This window comes from Bacillus sp. REN16, assembly GCF_020731355.1.
Taxonomy (GTDB): Bacteria; Bacillota; Bacilli; order Bacillales; family Bacillaceae_L; genus Ferdinandcohnia.
The window spans coordinates 42,635-60,640 of sequence record NZ_JAJFZK010000002.1; the positions used below are offsets into that span (position 1 = coordinate 42,635).

At 38.6% G+C, this 18,006-nt stretch carries 20 protein-coding genes; 7 read left to right on the forward strand and 13 right to left on the reverse strand.

What is annotated here, in order from left to right; genetic code table 11:
- The first annotated feature begins 40 nt into the window (after positions 1 to 40).
- The 3 genes from LKW28_RS02205 (at position 41) to LKW28_RS02215 (ending at position 1,679) form a co-directional block, all read left to right on the forward strand.
- Complete coding sequence (locus LKW28_RS02205) at positions 41 to 895, forward strand: oxidoreductase (protein WP_229138704.1); 855 nt, start codon at positions 41 to 43, stop codon at positions 893 to 895.
- Between the two features lie 79 nt (positions 896 to 974).
- Positions 975 to 1,406, forward strand: coding sequence for a hypothetical protein (locus LKW28_RS02210; RefSeq protein ID WP_229138705.1), 432 nt, complete (start codon positions 975 to 977; stop codon positions 1,404 to 1,406).
- Positions 1,407 to 1,517: 111 nt separating this feature from the next.
- Positions 1,518 to 1,679 (forward strand): hypothetical protein, encoded by a 162-nt coding sequence (locus tag LKW28_RS02215; protein ID WP_229138706.1) that lies wholly within the window; start codon positions 1,518 to 1,520, stop codon positions 1,677 to 1,679.
- A gap of 147 nt (positions 1,680 to 1,826) precedes the next feature.
- Here LKW28_RS02215 and LKW28_RS02220 read toward each other — a convergent pair whose 3' ends face one another.
- Positions 1,827 to 2,285: a helix-turn-helix domain-containing protein gene (locus LKW28_RS02220; protein WP_229138707.1), complete on the reverse strand. Its 459-nt coding sequence runs from the start codon at positions 2,283 to 2,285 to the stop codon at positions 1,827 to 1,829.
- Positions 2,286 to 2,366: 81 nt separating this feature from the next.
- A complete protein-coding gene (locus LKW28_RS02225) occupies positions 2,367 to 3,134 on the reverse strand; it encodes a sulfite exporter TauE/SafE family protein (RefSeq protein WP_229138708.1) in 768 nt (255 codons plus the stop codon).
- A 277-nt stretch (positions 3,135 to 3,411) separates the two neighbouring features.
- Here LKW28_RS02225 and LKW28_RS02230 point away from each other — a divergent pair, with 277 nt between their 5' ends.
- Positions 3,412 to 4,023 (forward strand): biotin transporter BioY, encoded by a 612-nt coding sequence (locus LKW28_RS02230; RefSeq protein ID WP_229138709.1) that lies wholly within the window; start codon positions 3,412 to 3,414, stop codon positions 4,021 to 4,023.
- Positions 4,024 to 4,249: 226 nt separating this feature from the next.
- On the opposite strand, the gene LKW28_RS02235 is transcribed toward LKW28_RS02230, so the two are convergent.
- Positions 4,250 to 5,587, reverse strand: coding sequence for a Na+/H+ antiporter family protein (locus LKW28_RS02235; protein WP_229138710.1), 1,338 nt, complete (start codon positions 5,585 to 5,587; stop codon positions 4,250 to 4,252).
- 312 nt (positions 5,588 to 5,899) lie between these two features.
- Positions 5,900 to 7,405: a leucyl aminopeptidase gene (locus tag LKW28_RS02240; RefSeq protein WP_229138711.1), complete on the reverse strand. Its 1,506-nt coding sequence runs from the start codon at positions 7,403 to 7,405 to the stop codon at positions 5,900 to 5,902.
- Positions 7,406 to 7,586: 181 nt separating this feature from the next.
- Here LKW28_RS02240 and LKW28_RS02245 point away from each other — a divergent pair, with 181 nt between their 5' ends.
- A complete protein-coding gene (locus tag LKW28_RS02245) occupies positions 7,587 to 8,057 on the forward strand; it encodes a divergent PAP2 family protein (RefSeq protein ID WP_229138712.1) in 471 nt (156 codons plus the stop codon).
- Positions 8,058 to 8,091: 34 nt separating this feature from the next.
- Here the strand turns inward: LKW28_RS02245 and LKW28_RS02250 are convergent, their stop codons facing one another.
- From LKW28_RS02250 to LKW28_RS02270, 5 genes are all read right to left on the reverse strand, one after another.
- Positions 8,092 to 8,775: a 3D domain-containing protein gene (locus tag LKW28_RS02250; RefSeq protein ID WP_324254997.1), complete on the reverse strand. Its 684-nt coding sequence runs from the start codon at positions 8,773 to 8,775 to the stop codon at positions 8,092 to 8,094.
- Between the two features lie 378 nt (positions 8,776 to 9,153).
- A complete protein-coding gene (locus LKW28_RS02255) occupies positions 9,154 to 9,444 on the reverse strand; it encodes a YuiB family protein (protein WP_229139037.1) in 291 nt (96 codons plus the stop codon).
- Positions 9,445 to 9,744: 300 nt separating this feature from the next.
- Positions 9,745 to 10,971 carry an NAD(P)/FAD-dependent oxidoreductase gene (locus tag LKW28_RS02260; protein ID WP_229138713.1) on the reverse strand — a complete coding sequence of 409 codons (1,227 nt, stop codon included), beginning with the start codon at positions 10,969 to 10,971 and terminating at the stop codon, positions 9,745 to 9,747.
- A gap of 344 nt (positions 10,972 to 11,315) precedes the next feature.
- On the reverse strand, positions 11,316 to 11,681 hold the full coding sequence (locus tag LKW28_RS02265) for an iron-sulfur cluster assembly accessory protein (protein WP_324254998.1): 366 nt from the start codon (positions 11,679 to 11,681) through the stop codon (positions 11,316 to 11,318).
- A 261-nt stretch (positions 11,682 to 11,942) separates the two neighbouring features.
- A complete protein-coding gene (locus tag LKW28_RS02270; protein WP_229138714.1) occupies positions 11,943 to 12,179 on the reverse strand; it encodes a YuzB family protein in 237 nt (78 codons plus the stop codon).
- Between the two features lie 347 nt (positions 12,180 to 12,526).
- Here LKW28_RS02270 and LKW28_RS02275 point away from each other — a divergent pair, with 347 nt between their 5' ends.
- Positions 12,527 to 13,594 carry an NAD(P)/FAD-dependent oxidoreductase gene (locus tag LKW28_RS02275; RefSeq protein ID WP_229138715.1) on the forward strand — a complete coding sequence of 356 codons (1,068 nt, stop codon included), beginning with the start codon at positions 12,527 to 12,529 and terminating at the stop codon, positions 13,592 to 13,594.
- A gap of 49 nt (positions 13,595 to 13,643) precedes the next feature.
- Here LKW28_RS02275 and LKW28_RS02280 read toward each other — a convergent pair whose 3' ends face one another.
- Positions 13,644 to 13,973, reverse strand: coding sequence for a YuzD family protein (locus LKW28_RS02280; RefSeq protein ID WP_229138716.1), 330 nt, complete (start codon positions 13,971 to 13,973; stop codon positions 13,644 to 13,646).
- A gap of 218 nt (positions 13,974 to 14,191) precedes the next feature.
- Between LKW28_RS02280 and LKW28_RS02285 the strand changes: the two genes are divergently transcribed.
- Positions 14,192 to 14,419: a NifU family protein gene (locus LKW28_RS02285; protein ID WP_420708795.1), complete on the forward strand. Its 228-nt coding sequence runs from the start codon at positions 14,192 to 14,194 to the stop codon at positions 14,417 to 14,419.
- A 150-nt stretch (positions 14,420 to 14,569) separates the two neighbouring features.
- Here the strand turns inward: LKW28_RS02285 and thrB are convergent, their stop codons facing one another.
- Genes thrB through LKW28_RS02300 form a run of 3 tightly spaced genes read right to left on the reverse strand, consistent with a single transcriptional unit; the run spans position 14,570 to position 17,842 of the window.
- Positions 14,570 to 15,487, reverse strand: coding sequence for a homoserine kinase (gene thrB / locus LKW28_RS02290; RefSeq protein WP_229138717.1), 918 nt, complete (start codon positions 15,485 to 15,487; stop codon positions 14,570 to 14,572).
- A complete protein-coding gene (gene thrC, locus LKW28_RS02295) occupies positions 15,477 to 16,544 on the reverse strand; it encodes a threonine synthase (protein ID WP_229138718.1) in 1,068 nt (355 codons plus the stop codon). The genes thrB and thrC overlap by 11 nt, the downstream gene beginning before the upstream one ends.
- On the reverse strand, positions 16,541 to 17,842 hold the full coding sequence (locus LKW28_RS02300) for a homoserine dehydrogenase (protein WP_324255001.1): 1,302 nt from the start codon (positions 17,840 to 17,842) through the stop codon (positions 16,541 to 16,543). The genes thrC and LKW28_RS02300 overlap by 4 nt, the downstream gene beginning before the upstream one ends.
- Positions 17,843 to 18,006 lie beyond the last annotated feature (164 nt).

The window sequence follows — 18,006 nt, forward strand, 5'->3', positions numbered from 1 at the left end:
ATAGAAACCATTTTTGAATTTATAAAAGGGAGAGAAAATTGTGGACAAACCCGTTGTGATTATTACCGGTGCTTCGAGCGGCTTTGGCTTATTAAGCTCGATTGAATTTTTGAAAAAAGGATACTTTGTTGTTGCGACGATGAGAGATATACAAAAAAAAGAACAGGTCATTCATCAATTACATAATCCGACTTTAGAAGGGAATCTTCTTTTTTGTCAATTGGATGTAACTGATGCTGATTCTTTACAAGCCTTTCAAGTTATCCTACAAAGGCTTGGCCGTGTCGACATTTTGCTAAACAATGCCGGATTTGCTACCGGTGGGTTTGCCGAGGAAATTTCAATATCAGAGTACCGGACCCAGTTCGAAACGAATTTTTTCGGATTAATTGAAGTGACGAAGCTAGTTCTGCCTTTTATGAGACAGCAACGGTCAGGTAAAATAATCAATCTAAGCAGCATTAGTGCACAAATCGGCTTTCCAGGACTCTCCCCTTATGTAGCGTCCAAATATGCCTTAGAAGGCTGGTCTGAATCATTACAGCTTGAGCTTAGACCCTTTGGTATTGATATCGCTCTTATCGAACCTGGCTCGTATCAAACGAATATTTGGAGCAGCGGAAAAAAGATAGCAGAAAAATCGATGCTTTCCACATCTCCCTATCATGAAATGATGAAAAAAATTGAAGCAAGACTTGAAAAAAATCAAGAATCGTACGGAGACCCGCTTGAGGTGGCAAAATTTATCACTGGGCTTGCTGAAAAGCCTTCTTTAACTAAACTTCGTTATCCGATAGGAAAAGGAACGAGATTGTCCTTTTTTCTTAAAAAATCGCTGCCCTGGAAGGTGTGGGAGGGAATTGTTTTAAAGATGTTACACATCGACAGGAAGTAGGTCAAAAGGCTGAGTCAAATGAACCTTATCAAAAAATTAACATATATTGTAATGAAAATTTGATAAGGGAGGTCTCGCGTTGTACCATCATCCGTTTATCTATGGCTGTCAAGGACCACCAAGAACTGTTTTGTATCCAGGCTATTACTCAAACATGGCAGGACATTCTGTATTTACTGGCCCCAACTCTTATGACCCATACGCATATTATCGAAAATTGCCCGAAGTTGACCCAACTTTATTTAAAGAATCAGCAGAGGAAATGAGAATTCTAATGAGGGATGCAAGCGTTATCCTTGCTAAATTAGCTGATTCAAAGGATTTTGCCAAACAAGTAATGGCTGCTGCACAGGCATCGAATGATCAGGAAGTAAATCGACTGTTAAAAACAACTGGAATTCAGTCACATGTTAAAGCGACCTTTAATCCTGATGGGTTAAATCTTCAATTAGAAGCAAGTATAGCCGGCACTAAATCCAGTCTGTTAACAATTGCCTTAAGATGGCGCTAATCCAAATCTATGTGGGAACGAAGGTAAAAATTAGCCTATCGTTCTTTTTTAATTATAAGAATGAAATTTATACGGTTTAGGACATGATAAAAGCACGAGGAGGTAAAATCAATGGAAGTAAAAGATAGAGACACACTTAGACTTACACAAAGCAAGGATGAACAGCTTGTGAATCAACTTGATCCTGAGCTCGACCTTCGAAATATAAATTTCGCAACTGGCGAAAATGAATATTTAAACGAACGCTTCGATGATTTTTCTATCGATCACTAAAAAATACATGGAGGAAGTTATAGATGGCTAAAAAAGAACGTCTTAACGAAGAAGCAGCTATGAATAATAACTTAACTTCTTCTACGTATTCAAAAAGCAAAACGGCAAAGAAGAAAAAAATGGGGCCAAGTAGGTTGTGCCCCGTTTTTAGTTGGGTTCAATCGAAATTTCTTTTAGCCTGTTATAGGCTTCCTCTTTCTCAAACGAAGAATACCACCTAAAATTGGAATCGTCTAAAATACGATAGTGTTGACTAATCATATTTTGCTGGAGACGAAACCTTCCCTCCTTTTTGAGATCCTTCCACCAAACCTTCCCACCTAATGTCCGTTCTTTTGCGCGATCAATTCCATTTCGTCCGATAATTTCAATGACATCAACCGGATCCTCCCCTAAAATAGATTGGATAATTTCACTATCGCGGAATAATGCACAAACGGCTACGATGCATGTCCAACCTGCTTGAATTCTTCCTTTTTCAATCTGAACTAACGTCTTTTTTGAAATTCCCAAAATCTCAGCCATTTTATCCTGTGTATATCCTTTTTCAATCCGAATTAGCTTCATTTTTTCCGAGAGCGTTTGGGTTAACTGTTCCTTATCCATATTCATCACCTATTTTTTATTTAGAGAAAACGTCAAAAACCTTAGTGTAATTTTACACCAAGGTCCACAATATCGCAATTTTTAATAGATCAATTTCAATCCACTAATAAAAATGATGATCCCAATAACCGTTTGCAGCGGTTTCATCGGGACCTTTGCTGACAAGGTGCTTCCAATGATTACCCCGGGAATCGAACCACAAAGTAAATTTGTGACTAAGAGAAAGTCAACGTTTCCAAAGCCTACGTGAAAAAAACTGCTCACCGTAACTAAAATAAATGCATGAGCGATATCGGTTCCAACTAATTCTGAGGCTCGTAATTGATAAAATAATAGCATGGCAAGTGCAAAAAGTGACCCAGAACCAACGGATGTTAAACCGACAATAAAACCAAGGACAGCGCCAAGAAGAATGGTGGCTTTTGCTTTATCCTCGATGGGTTTTAAACTGTAAGAGCTTTGTGAAAATCGGGTGCTGAACAATGTCTTTATGACTGTCGCAACGGCAACCATCATGAGTACATAACCAAGGGCGTGCTTCACAATTTCTCCTTGCAGAAGTTTATCTCCACCAGCAAAATGCAAAGTAGTTACCGCTATGATAGCACTTGGAACACTGCCGATTGCCAAATATTTCACTAGCTTAAAATTGATTGTTTTCTGCCGAAAATGCTGAACAGATCCAAAAAATTTTGTGATTGAGTTATACACAAAGTCAGTTCCGACAGCAATTAGCGGATTGATGCCAATTAAGATTAAAAATGGGGTTAATAATGCCGCTCCACCAACACCAGTTAATCCGACCAGAAAACCGACAAAAAGGCCCATTAATACAATTCCAATACTCATTCCGACCGCTCCCAACATTTTCGGATATGGGCATTATATTTACAGTACATCCCTTTTGACACATATTTCTTTAAATAGACAGTTAAATTATTTTTTAACTATAACAATTTTATAGCTTCATAACTTAAAATGGAAAACGTCTATAAATATTTTATCAACAGTCACTAACTCATATGACTTTACTTTCATTTGTTAACTTATCTATTTTTTATGTTGACATATAATTATTCTTGTTTTACGATTTTGTTAACTACAAATTCACGGAGGTTAACACAAAATGACAGCAGTTTCGAAACCACGAATTCGAGCAATAGAAATTACATACGTCGGGATGTTTGCGGCCCTAATGGCTATTGGTGCAAACATAACGTCAATGGCACCGTTTTTACAGGTCGCTGGTGTTCCATTAACAATGCAAACCTTTTTTGCCGTATTAGCAGGACTTTTACTTGGGAGCAGACTTGGGGCCATTTCAATGACTGTATATATGTTAATTGGATTAGCTGGAGCACCTGTTTTTTCAGGCTTTGAGGCGGGAATAGCACCAATCATTGGGGGCACAGGCGGATTTATATTATCGTTCATTGCAACAGCTTATTTTGCTGGAAAAGTAGTTGAATATTCTAATGGGGCACCCTCATTAATCACATTTATGATTGCTGCTTTTGTTGGACTTTTCATGAACTATTTCATTGGTACAAACTACATGTATTTTGCATACAATTTTTGGCTTGATGTTAAAATGAGCTACGGTGCGGCATGGGCAGTAATGGCCTGGTTTATTGTAAAAGATCTTGCTTTCACAATTTTTGCCGCTCTTATTTCGCCAAGAATTTATCGTGCAGTCACAAGAAATTCAATCAATCAATTATCAAATAAGGCATCCTAAATCAAATGCGCCCAAGCGTATTTGCGCCCAGATTTTTTAGGCCCACATGAGGTGGGTCACAAAGACGTTGCCACAGGACGTGGCGTTCTTAGTCTTTGATCCTTCGCTCGAAAAACTTCCTTTAAAAATCTGTGGCATCCGCCGGAGGCTTAACTTTATTCAGCGGAAGTCGAGACTTCTGCTGAATAAAGTTAAATTCCCCCACATTTATTTGTGGGGGTGTATTTTATAGAACGATAGCAGCAATCCATCCGAAAATAATGAGCGGAATATTATAGTGTAAAAATGTCGGTACACATGTATCCCAAATGTGATTATGTTGACCATCGACATTTAATCCAGCTGTCGGGCCAAGCGTACTATCAGAAGCTGGTGAACCCGCATCGCCTAAAGCTGCAGCTGTACCAAAGATGGCAAGTGTCGCCATTGGGCTAAAACCCAGCTCTATACATAAGGGAACGAAAATCGTTGCAATGATTGGAATCGTTGAAAATGAAGAACCAATTCCCATTGTAATTACTAAACCTACAATCAACATCATTAAAGCGGCAAGTGATTGATTGCCATTGATTAAGGCTGCTGATTGCTTTACAAGCTCTTCAACATCTCCTGTTGCATTAATAACGGCTGCAAATCCGGAGGCTGTTATCATGACAAACCCAATGAATGCCATCATTTTCATACCGCCAGTGATTACTTCATCAGCTTGATTTACTTTTATTGAACCACTGAAATAAAGGACTGCAATACCCGCTAATGCCCCAAAAATCATACCATCTACATCAAATACTTGAGAAAGTGTTAGCTGTGCACCTAAAGTAGCAATAACGGCAAGTAGTGCGAAGGTAAGACTCTTTTTTGTGTAAGCTGTTTTTAGTTCTGTCTCATTTGTTATTTTAATTTCTTTATATGTTTTTGGCTTACGGTAAGAAAAAAAGATTGCAATAAGTAAACCAACAACCATCCCAGCAGTTGGAATCAACATTGCGATTGGTATATCCCTTTTTGTTACTTCTAAACCACTTTCAGCCATATACTGCTGTAATAAACCTTGAAAAATCTCTCCAAATCCAATTGGTAATGCTATATACGGTGCTGTCAAACCAAATGTAATAACAGTGGCAATAAGTCGACGATCGATTTCAAGTTCATTAAATACCTTCAATAAGGGTGGAATTAAAATAGGGATAAATGCAATATGAACAGGTACAAGGTTTTGGGAAGAAATAGAGATTGCTAAAATAATTAAGATGATCAAAACCTTTGAATAAGTTTTACGTTTAGAGTCTTCCTGCTTCCCCACCATTTTTATTGCAAGGTCTACCATTGCATCCGGTAATCCTGTTTTGGAAATAGCTACTGCAAAACTACCTAGTAGTGCATAGCTTAAAGCGACTGTGGCATTTCCGCCTAAACCCTCTGTAAAGGCTGAAATAGTTGTTGCGATATCAAGGCCACCAACGAGCCCTCCAACTATAGCACCCACTGCGAGAGCAACCACAACATTTATACGTAATAAGCTTAAAATAAGCATGACTAGAACGGCTATAACAACTGCATTCATGGCGAAAACTCCTTCTTAGATTGGTTAGTTTTTATTTTTGCTTTAGTTTGCTAAATTGGTAGAGAACTAAATTACCAAACTACCTTACCATAGGTATGAAGAAGTCGTCAATGGAATATTTTGCGAGATTGTATGGGGAGGGTTGGGATTGGTAATGTGCTCGCGTACCAATTGCGGTTGTTTTGGTACAAGTACCGTGAAAGCACTCTTGCGGTACACGATACCTCTGTTTTAGCCCTAAGTATGTATCGCAAAATCCGTCTTGCAGATTATTTTTAAAAAAGAAGCCTACCCAAAGGTAGACTTCAATTATTATTCGTTTGTTTCACCAAATCTTTCTACTAATGTTGCCAGGGTACGAACCATGACGCCAGTTGCACCTGCTGGGCCTAGGTTATGAGCAGATGTTGTCGTAGCGGTTCCCGCTATATCCAGGTGCACCCAAGGTGTATTCTCTGCAAATTCTCCAATAAAAGTACCTGCAAAAATCGCATGCCCGTCACGTCCCGGTGAATTGTTCAAGTCTGCCACCAGACTCTTACGTACACGCTTCTTATGATTTTCTGTAATTGGTAAACGCCAGATTGGCTCGCCGGCTTCTAATGAAGCCTCTAAAACTTCTTCAAAAAAGAGTTCATTATTTGTCATCGCGCCAGTAATATCATTGCCAAGAGCCACGATCACCCCACCAGTTAATGTTGCAACATCGACCAAATAGGAGGCACCGTGGAACTTCGCATATGTGATGCCATCTGCTAAAGCAAGTCGACCTTCCGCATCTGTATTTAAGATTTCGATTGTCTTGCCATTCATTGATGTCACCACATCGTCCGGCTTAAATGCCTCACCACTGATCATATTATCGGTTGATGGAATAACTGCAACAACATTCTTTTCAGGACGTAACTCACCGATAACCTCCATCGCACCTAATACAGCAGCTGCTCCACCCATATCTGATTTCATACCAACAATGCCGTCTTTTGGTTTGATCGAATAACCGCCGGTATCAAAGGTAATTCCTTTTCCAACTAGACCAATCACATCTTCCCAGTTTTCTTTGCCCTGATATTTAAGGACAATCATTTTCGGCGGCTCTACAGAACCTTTATTTACTGCTAATAGAGCACCCATACCGAGTTTTTCCATATCCTCTTTTTCGAGAATTTCTACCTCAAATCCATATTTATTGCCAAGTTCTGCAGCATAACTTGCTAAATCTGTTGCAGTTAGCATATTGCCTGGTAAATTTACAAGTGTTCTCGCAGAATTTGTCCCTTTTCCATAGGCATATCCTACTGCTAAACTAGCTTCGACTTCATCAAGATCTGCTTGTGTATAAACAACAATTTTCTCAATTTTCTTTTCTGGTTCATTCGGCTTTTGCTTATAATCAGCAAATTGATATGCAGACAATGCAAATGCTTCCCCGAATGCATGAGCAACATCAGCGGCTTCGATTCCTTCTGTTACAAAGGAATCTATTTCAATGGCAAAGCTTTCTATTCTTGCTTCAGCAATTGTTTTTACCGCCTTACCAAATGCTTCCCTAAGAGATTCAAAGGATTGCTTATTTTCCTTTCCAAGCCCTAGAAAATAAACTCGTTTAAACGGTGATTTTCCTAATGTATGTACCTTGGAAACAATATTTTGCTTTGTTGATATATCCCCTTCTTTTAACAGTTCCGTAATTTGGCCGTCTAGTAGTGTATCCAACTCCTGTGTAAGCCCCGTTGTCTTTTGATTTTTGGAAAATAAACCAATTAGTACGGCTTCATGTTTATTTTGTACCTTAACTTCATTTTCAACTGTAAACAATAACTACACCTCCAACTTTTTTTCACTCTCTTATTATATACTTCGGGACACTAAATTTCATCTAACAAACATTTAATGCAGATTTCATTTTGCAGGCTGCCGTAAATTCTTTTATAATGTAAAGAAGCGTTTCCAATCCAATAAAGAGAAAAAGCGTATTTTAACGAGAGGACGTAGTTACATGGAGCTTTTTACAAATTTCCCCCTTTGGGCCGCCCTTGCTGCAATTGGATTTGCACAATTTGTTAAGGTCCCTCTGCATTTTATTGTGACTAAAAAAGTTGATTGGTCCCTAATTACAAGCACTGGTGGTATGCCAAGCTCCCATTCAGCTGCTGTAACAGCCTTAACAACCGGAATTGCTCTTGAGCAAGGAGCCGGATCACCTTTTTTCGCGATATCAACAGTATTTGCCGTAATTGTTATGTTTGATGCCTCTGGCGTTCGCAGACATGCGGGTGAACAGGCGACAGTTCTTAACCAGCTTGTTGCAGATTTTCAAAAATTCACAGAGGATGCGAAGCTTTGGCCAAACCTTGACGACGCTAAAAAAAGAAGTGAGTTAAAAGAGTTATTGGGGCATAAACCAATTGAAGTCTTTTTTGGTGGTTTGACCGGGATCTTATTAACACTAATCCTTCATATTTTATAAAATACAAAACAGGCTAATCAGCACGATTAGCCTGTTAACTTTTTTCACCTAATATTTGTTGACGAAATACTTGCATCGATTTATCCTCATTCATTGCTGCGATTTCTTCTTCGGATATTTTACCGTCACCCATTTTAATCACATATACATCAAGAGTCCTCTTGCCCCATTTGTTATAAACATCATTTACTGTTTCATAATACAAGTCAATTTTATTACCTTTAATGGCGCCACCCTTGTCAGCAACTACACCATAACCGTAATCCGGTATAAACAGGATAGTCCCAATTGGAAATACATGTAAATCAGCTGCGATAGTAGAGTATAGATCGCGTTTTACCTTTACACCTGAGTAGGTAATCCCATAGGATGGGTGATCGGCATCCTTACCAGTTGATTCTACTCCCGCCGTGTATCCAGTCGCGACAACTGTTTGTTTCGGATATTTTGAGAAATCAATCGCTTCTTCAATAGGAGATGTGCTTTCGACACCCGAAGCCATCACCGTCTGATTTCCATTTGTGAAAAACACAAATTTTGTGAACAGGCCGATACTTTTGAATACAACCGTTTGCGATTTATTTTTTATTTGGTCGCTTGCCCAGTTTGCAAGGTCCTTTGTCTGCACTCCTGAAAAAGATTGGAACGTAGTAAATAGTGCAAATGCAACTAAGATGGTCATTGCACATCTTCTTGTGATTGTGTTTAAATGAAACACATTTTCCACTCCTCTCACGACTCTATTTCTTTCCAATACGGTAAGAAATTATTCGTTTATGGATGGAAAATAATTCTTTTAAGAAAAGCGCAAGTGCCTTTAAAGAGGAACATCAACTAAAGACTGCCACGTCCAGTGGCAAACGTCGATGTCAGCACATCCTGTGCAAGTCCGACAAGCACAAGACAAGCGCTGGTAGATGGCGTTCTTTGCCTTCAGAAGCGATTGGCTTGTGACCTCGAGGGGTTAAGAACTGAAAATAGACAGCAAAAACTACGTAAAAATTATATACTTTATTTTCATATAAAAAAGAAACGCAAGAATTCTATTACAAAATCCTTGCGTTTCTTATATCAACAGCTATATGGAAAAGGCTTTCTAGAACATTCTGTATCCTTTTTTTCGTAGGAGCTTAATGACCACTCCTGATAGTATCGCTCCAGCAAGACCACTAAGCAGGATGGCAATATCTAAAGGAGCCAAAGTCATAATGCTATTCCCTAAAGAGCGAAATGAAGTTCCTGGCGAAGTGAAATAATCGAGGAAAGAAACCTCTTGAATTATTGCAATCGCAATTATTGGGTAGATAATAGCCATGATCCACGACATCCGTAACAGCATATTAAGAATGAATCCAATTCCAAAAAATAATACGAAAAACAATACCATTGAAATTAAAAAAATCGGTAAAAAACTGAGTGACAAAGCCACTCACCTCCTAGTTACAAATGCGCAAGCGCCTTGATCAGCCCCGACAAGCACAAGACGAGCTGGCTAGAAGGTTGTTCTTTGACCTTCTTGACAGATTGGATTGTGACCTCGAGGGGCTAGGCGCTTAAGCTAGACGAGTACAAATCCCTTCCTAGTGTACTAAAGGGATTGAACGTAAGTCAATTGATTTTACTTTCGAAAATATAATAAAAAAATAAAAAAGGAATGCGAGTATCCTCACATTCCTTTTAGACGTTCTTATAAGAATTTTAATTTACCCTTTTTAAGAACAAGTCCAGGACCACCCACGATGAATAATGCACGATTATCAATCACTTTCTTCATGAATGCTGCTTTTGAACCCCAAATTTTTCTGCCAAAAACAACTCCGATTCCATCATGTTCACCTAGTGAACAAACTGTTCCTTTGTTATCGAATCCAAATTCACCCAGCTCACCTTGTCCACGGACTAGAACTGAGATGTTTTTTGCTACTAGTGCGCCTTGTTGCATAGCGATTTGTGCAGTTGGAGGATATGGACGATTGATTTCTTCGTTAATTACCAATGAGCTATCTCCAATAATGAAGATATTGTCATGTCCTGGAGCACGAAGTTGTTTGTCAACCTTCACACGTCCACGCATTGCTTCAAAACCAGATGCTTCGATTACACTGTTTCCACGAACACCCGCTGCCCAAACTACTGTACCAGCTTTAATTTCTTCAGTACCATCATCTTGACCAACAATGATACCTTCAGGTGTTCCTTCTTTGATTGCCGTACCGATCTTAAATTCTACACCTTTTTTTTCTAGGTGGTTTACTGCATATTCAACTAATTCAGGGTCAAAGCCTGGTAAAGCTGTTGGTGCAGCTTCGACACAGATGATTTTCACTTTATTTTGATCAACATCATAGTCACGGCAAAGCTCTGGAACTCGGTTTACCAGTTCTCCTAAGAACTCAATTCCAGTAAATCCTGCTCCACCCACAACAATTGTTAGACGGCTATCGTCTTTTTCTTCTTCTGTATTATAAGTAGCAAATTGATATTCAATATGCTCTTTGATTTGACGAGCTGTATTTACGTTTGAAATTGTAAAAGCGTATTCCTTTAAGCCTTTAATTCCAAATGTCTCTGATTCTCCGCCCAATGCAACAACTAAATAATCATATTCAACCTGTGAATCATCTTCAAGGATTACACGTCTTCCTTCGGTGTCAATCTTTAGCACAGAGCCTTTTACAAATTTTACTTTATGACCACTAATAACGTCTTCAACTTGATAACGTACTTGATCTGCGGTTAAAGTACCAGCAGAAGCTTCATGTAACCAAGTGGTCTCATAGTGGTAATCATTTTTATTAATAAGTGTAATCTCAGCCTCATTTACACCTAATGTTTTTTGTAGGTTAACAATGGTAGTTAATCCACCGTATCCTGCACCCAAAACGACGATTTTTGGCCTTCTCACTGTAATCACGCCCACCTTTTCTTTTTTTGCAGTAAAAAATGATCATACTCCTATTTTCAACTGCAATCCCTTATTTTATTGATCAAATAGTTTGTGATATCTTTCACTTAAGATAACATGACTGGACATAAAAAATTACGACATTTGTCAAAAAACTTTACTATTTAATATCCACTTCTATAATAGGGCTTTTATATTGATATTTCAAGTACTTGTGGGGCATTTTTATACTTAAGAATATTTATAAAACAACAGTTTTAAACGTTTGTAAGAAAAATGTCAAATTAACCGACTAAAAATTGCCATATATAATTAAAAAAAGTCAAGCTTACGAATAAGCCCGACTTTTTATGCTAACAATTTTCAGGTGTTCCGACCTTGGTAGCTGTACGGAAGGATGAACCACAACCACAAGATGCTATGGCGTTTGGATTATCGATGGTAAATCCGCCACCCATTAGGGATTGTTTGAAGTCTATTCTTACCCCAGTTAAAATCGGGGCATCTTCTTTATTGATTAAGATCTTGATCCCATGTTGTTCATCATGCAGGTCCACTTCGTTTTCTTCTTGTTCAAATCCCATCCCGTAAGAAAGTCCACTACAACCGCCACCTTTAACAGCAACGCGCAGGAATGATCCTTCTTCCTCATTCTGTTTCATCATATCTTTAATTTGAAAAGCAGCTGCTTCCGAAATATCAACGACACGATTTGTCACGTTAGTAACCTCCTTCTTTTCCAAGGTTTAAATTTATATTTATTATTATTAGTATAATGGTAAACAGAATTTGTTACAAATAATCCGTTCATTGTAAAATCTTTCTTTTTTTAAGTATAAAATAATAATTTACTGACCAAAATGAGATTATCCCCCGTTTTTTTAGAGACTCTTCATTATTTAATGGAGGGTTTTCTTTTTGTCTAAAATAAGAAAAAGCAGTATAGATCTGCTTTTTCAATCATGTATATATAATGTTAGTTAGAACATTGGATTTTCTTCTAAATAGGTATAGATATTTTCAACAAGCTCTTCAGCTGTTTCACCAGTAACTACATCCCCATTTACAAGAGCATACAGTGATTCAAAGCATTGTCCACAATAACTAAGACATCCGTATTCAATCACATCCAGATTCGGATCTTGTTCGAGGATTTCCTTTGCTTTTTGAGAGCCACTTGCCAAATTACTAACACAAAATTCTATGATAGGATTCACTGGTTTATTCACCTCACTACAAGAAGATGTTCAAAAAAATCCGGTGAAAATGACACATCGAATTTCTTCGTTGGTTTATTTTTCCGTTGCTCACGTATTAACTACATACGTTCCGCTACTCAAAACAGCACCGCCTTGAATTTCTTGGTCCTTTTCATCCTCCTTTTTGAACCCTTATTCAACTAACAATCGTACTCTCTTTTTTTCCATTCGTCAATTTTCCCGATAGCTGTTGTTATTTCGTCACATATTCGCTATACTTTTAGTGTCTTTGAAAAGGATTACAGATACGGATATAAATATGAAAACGTTCAACTAAAGAGAGAAACATAAAGGGGATAATCAGCATGAAAAATCTTGTAATACTTGGCGGAGGTTATGGAGGTATGCGAATCCTACATCGTTTACTGCCAAATCAATTACCTGAGGATATTCAAATCACCTTACTTGACCGTGCGCCTTACCATAGTTTGAAAACAGAATTTTACGCACTTGCAGCAGGGACCATTTCTGATTCACATGTACGTGTTACATTTCCAGAGCACCCCCGTTTGCACGTGAAATTTGGGGAAGTTACCGGCATTGATATGAAAGATAAGCTCGTTCATATTAAAGATGAAGAATCAATTAAATATGATGATTTAGTGATTGGACTAGGCTGTGAGGACAAGTACCACAATGTGCCTGGTGCGAAGGAATTCACATACAGCATCCAATCGATTGATAATGCGAGAGAAACTTATCAGCGACTTAATAATCTTCCAGCAGGCGCAACTGTTTCGATCGTGGGAGCAGGGCTTAGTGGGGTTGAATTAGCAAGTGAAATTCATGAAAGCAGACCTGATTTAAGGATCAAGATTTTTGACAGAGGAAAGCATATCCTTTCCGCGTTCCCAGAAAAATTGAGTATGTATGTTGAAAATTGGTTTGATAAAAACGAAGTAGAAATTATTAATAATTCAAATATTACAAGAGTTGAAGAAGGCGTCTTATTTAATAATGACCAACCTGTTCAAAGTGATGTTGTGGTTTGGACAGCTGGAATTCAACCAAATAAGGTTGTACGGGATTTGGATGTTGAAAAAGACGGTGGCGGCCGAGTGATTTTAACAACGCAACATAATTTACCAAATGATGAACATGTCTATGTCGTTGGGGACTGCGCAAGCTTGCCACATGCACCAAGTGCACAGCTAGCTGAAGGCCAAGCGGAGCAAATTGTTCAGGTTCTTCAAAAGCGTTGGAAGGGTGAAGCTCCACCAGCTGAATTTCCAAAAATCAAACTAAAAGGTGTTCTTGGTTCTTTAGGTAAAAAAGAAGGCTTCGGTATGGTAGCGGAACGTCCACTTACAGGACGCGTCCCACGTATGTTAAAATCTGGAGTATTATGGATGTACAAATATCATAATGGATGATGAATAGAAGCACGGATGGTCATAATGACTGCCGTGCTTTTTCGTTTCATTATTCAGCTGCTTTGTATCCGTATTTTTCCATTTCAGCATAAATTGTTTTAAGTTTTGGGCTGCCTTCTCCAACAATGGTATCTTCTAGGACAACGACAGGATAAAACATATCTTCTTCAATGACTCGTCGAGCAAATGTCTTTTTCTCTTCATCCCCTGGTGGATCAAAAATATCAACATGTGTAATGTCAAAGGGCTGGTTTGGAAATTTTCTGCTCAAAGCTGCTTCCAGCCACTCGTAGGTCTCCTTTGAAGAAGGAAGATTCACACAGCTGGGGCAGAGTACTTCAGCACCGTATACACAGATTTCAACCTTTTGCTTATCCATTTCACGCTCTCCTTTTCCACTTACGATCATTTCTTTTTCCATTGTACTAAAAATCTGTTAAAATGGACACTAAGAGCAATAATGAATACATCACAGATTTTTCTCAATACACATATGTAATTAGAAATTGGAAAAAATGCTTCTCTTCGTTTTAATAGATTTTTTCCGGTAAACAGATTATAATAATTATAAAGGTATGAGGAAAGGAGTCAAGCGTAATGGATATTAAAGAGCAAGTACAAGAAGTATTAGATAAACTTCGTCCATTTTTACTTCGTGATGGCGGAGACTGTGATTTAGTTGATGTAGAAGACGGTATTGTAAAGCTTCGTTTATTAGGTGCTTGTGGAAGCTGCCCAAGCTCTACAATCACATTAAAAGCTGGAATTGAACGTGCGTTATTAGAAGAAGTTCCAGGTGTAGTCGAAGTTGAACAAGTTTTTTAATAAATGATAATGGAATGCCTCAAATTATTGAGGCATTTTTTTATGCCTAAAATTGCTAGTGGCAGTATTTTTGGTTTAGCGGCAGTATTTCCGATAGAGTGGCGAGTATTGAACTTGAAAAAGCGAAACCCTAAATCGGTTTCGCTTCTTTTAGTCATGTAATGAAAGTGTAGTTAATACACTGCCGTTTTTCTCAATCGAGACTTCTTCAACCTGATAGCCCTCAAATACGAGGGAGAGGTCTGCTTTTAGCTGTTTGCCTCGTCCACTTTCAGTAAAGCAAATCACTGTCGGTCCTGCCCCACTAATGGCTACTCCAAATGCTCCAGCTCTCTTTGCAAACCGATGAATGCTGTCAAACTCCGGGATGAGCTTTGCGCGATATGGCTGATGGAATAGATCAAGTTCCATCATTTTCCCCATCATCTCAAGGTTCTTTGTTAAAAAAGCTGCTACCATCACGTTGCTTATGGAACTTGCTTTGACAGCATCTTGATAGGTTAATTCTGTTGGCAGCACGCTACGAGCATCCTTTGTTTTTAATTCATAAGGAGGTATCACAACCACCATATCGAAGGCTACATCATTGACATGAATGAGATCGGTGTCCTCACTTCCACGGTGACTGCCAATGACTAAGCCCCCATATAACGATGCCCCTACATTATCGGGATGTCCCTCAAAATCACAGGCTAATTCTAGCTTTTGCTGATTCGATAATTGAAGATTACAAAGCTCATTTACTAGCTCAATTGCAGCAATAATGGCTGCTGCACTGCTCCCAAGACCTCTTGCTAACGGAATATTACTGTGAACATAAACTTTAACGGGAGGTAGCTCACATGAGTAAATGTGGGCCACCTTTTCTGCGATTTGATAGATAAAATTTTCTTTATCTGTTGGAGTATCCTCAATTTCCTTAGATTGAAGAACAAACTCCCACTGATTGCTTGGTTCGACCTGAAGCGTTAAATACCGATTGACTGCCAATCCTAAAGAATCAAATCCAGGTCCGAGATTTGCTGTACTTGCTGGTACTTTGATTTGAAAGGCTTGATCAGACCTCATGCAAAACGGCTCCTCTAATATGATCATAAACAGCCTTCTCATCGTTAGGCAATACAACAGGCTTGAGTGAAGTTGCTTCAATGGCGATATTTGGGTCCTTTAAACCATTTCCTGTTAGGACTGCAACAACCCGGCTGCCTTTTTTAATTTCACCACTTCGAACCTGCTTGATCACACCAGCAATAGATGCACATGAACCCGGTTCTGCAAACACGCCTTCTTTCCGTGCTAATAATTGATATGCTTCTAGGATTTCAGCATCCGATACTTCGTCAATTTTACCATTTGATTCACTTGCAGCAACAACAGCTTTATCCCAGCTTGCAGGGTTTCCGATTCGAATGGCAGTTGCAACTGTCTCAGGATCTTCAATTACCTTATTTTTAACAATCGCTGCTGCACCTTCTGCTTCAAATCCACGCATCTCAGGTAGGCCAGTTTTATGACGTTCATGATACTCTTTAAACCCTTTCCAGTATGCTGTAATATTCCCAGCATTGCCGACCGGAATCGCTAGTACATCTGGAGCTCCGTCAAGCTGCACACAGATTTCAAACGCTGCTGTTTTTTGCCCTTCAATTCGATATGGATTTACGGAGTTTACAAGAGTAATAGGTGCAGTTTCACTAATATTACGAACCATCTGTAAGGCATGATCGAAATTTCCTTCAATTGAAATAATTTCTGCACCATACATTACAGCTTGCGCTAATTTACCCATTGCAATTTTCCCTTCAGGAATGACGACGATACAGCGAAGGCCAGCACGTGCTGCATAGGCAGCTGCTGCTGCGGAAGTATTTCCAGTAGATGCACAAATAATTGTGTCACTGCCTTCTTCAATTGCTTTTGCAACCGCCATAACCATTCCACGATCCTTAAAAGAACCAGTCGGATTAGCCCCTTCTACTTTTACATATAATTCAACACCAAGATCGTCTGAAATGGAATGAAGCGGAATTAATGGTGTATTTCCTTCGTTTAATGAAAGCATTGGAGTATTTGTATTTACTGGTAAATATTCACGAAATTGTTGTAACAGTCCTTGCCATCTCATCCTTGGTTTCCCCCTTCAACTCGGTAAGAGCTTTTCACTTCTTGGATTATTTGTAAATCTCTAAGTTGAACTAAAATTTCCTCGTAGTCACGTAATGATGCTTGATGAGTAACAACTACAATTTCAGCTAAATCTTTATTCTTTAACGGTAACTGAAGAATCTTCTCAAAGCTTACACCTCGTTCAGAGAAGAGGGATGTAATTTTTGCAAATGCTCCAACTTGATCCTTAACATGAATACGTAAGAAATATTTTGAGAAAATCTCTGAGTCATCTTTTAATTTTTTCTCATATTGAGGAGATACCGCACTTAGGCCGTTAACACCAAGTCTCATATTTTTCATAACAGCCACTAAATCTGAGACAATTGATGTTGCAGTTGGTAAGCTGCCTGCTCCCGGTCCATAGAACATTGTTTCTCCGACTGCTTCTCCATACACATATACTGCATTATATTCGTCATTTACTCCAGCAAGTGGATGTGCTTCTGGAAGCAGTGTTGGTTGAACACTTACCTCAACTTTTTCTTCCTTTCGATGAGCAGTGCCGATTAATTTAAGCACATAGCCTAGTCGTTTACTATATTCGATATCATCACTTGTTACGGAAGAAATTCCTTGTACGCGAACGTCTTTAAGATCAATATTCATGGAATACCCTAATGAAGCCAGGATGGCCATCTTTCTCGCCGCATCTAGACCTTCAACATCTGAAGTTGGGTCTGCTTCTGCATATCCAAGCTCCTGTGCTTCTTTTAACACTTCTTCATATGGGCTGCCGAACTTGCTCATTTTTGTTAAAATAAAGTTCGTAGTTCCGTTCACGATTCCCATCATCTTAATGATCCGGTCTGACGCAAAGCCGTCAACTAATCCGCGAAGGATTGGAATCCCGCCAGCTACACTTGCCTCATAAAACAAGTCGCACCCATTTTCACTAGCAACGTTTAATAGCTCTGGGCCATATAATGCCATTAAGTCCTTATTAGCTGTTACAACATGCTTTTTATTACGTAGCGATTGAAGCACTAATTGTCTTGTATCCTCTACTCCACCCATTACCTCAATAACCACATCAATTTCTGGGTCTTCAATAACCTCATTCGCATTTGTAGTCAAATATGAAGGATCAATATCTACTGAGCGATGTTTATGTACGTCTTGAACTAATACCTTCTTTACTTCTATTGGACAACCAACTTGGTGCATTAATTTATCTTGATGATTTTTTAAAATCGTAACAACGCCACTTCCAACCGTACCTAATCCTAATAATCCTACTGAAATACTTTTCATTATTAGCCGCCTCCTCTGTATTTCCTAGAAATACAATTGTCTTCCTATAAAGGACATTATAGTAGTGATACTGTATTTTTACAAGTGTTTTTTTTCAAAAGATTTACCTGAAAACGCTTAACCTACTGATATAAAAGGATATATTTTTTAAAAATTCTTGTTTTGAT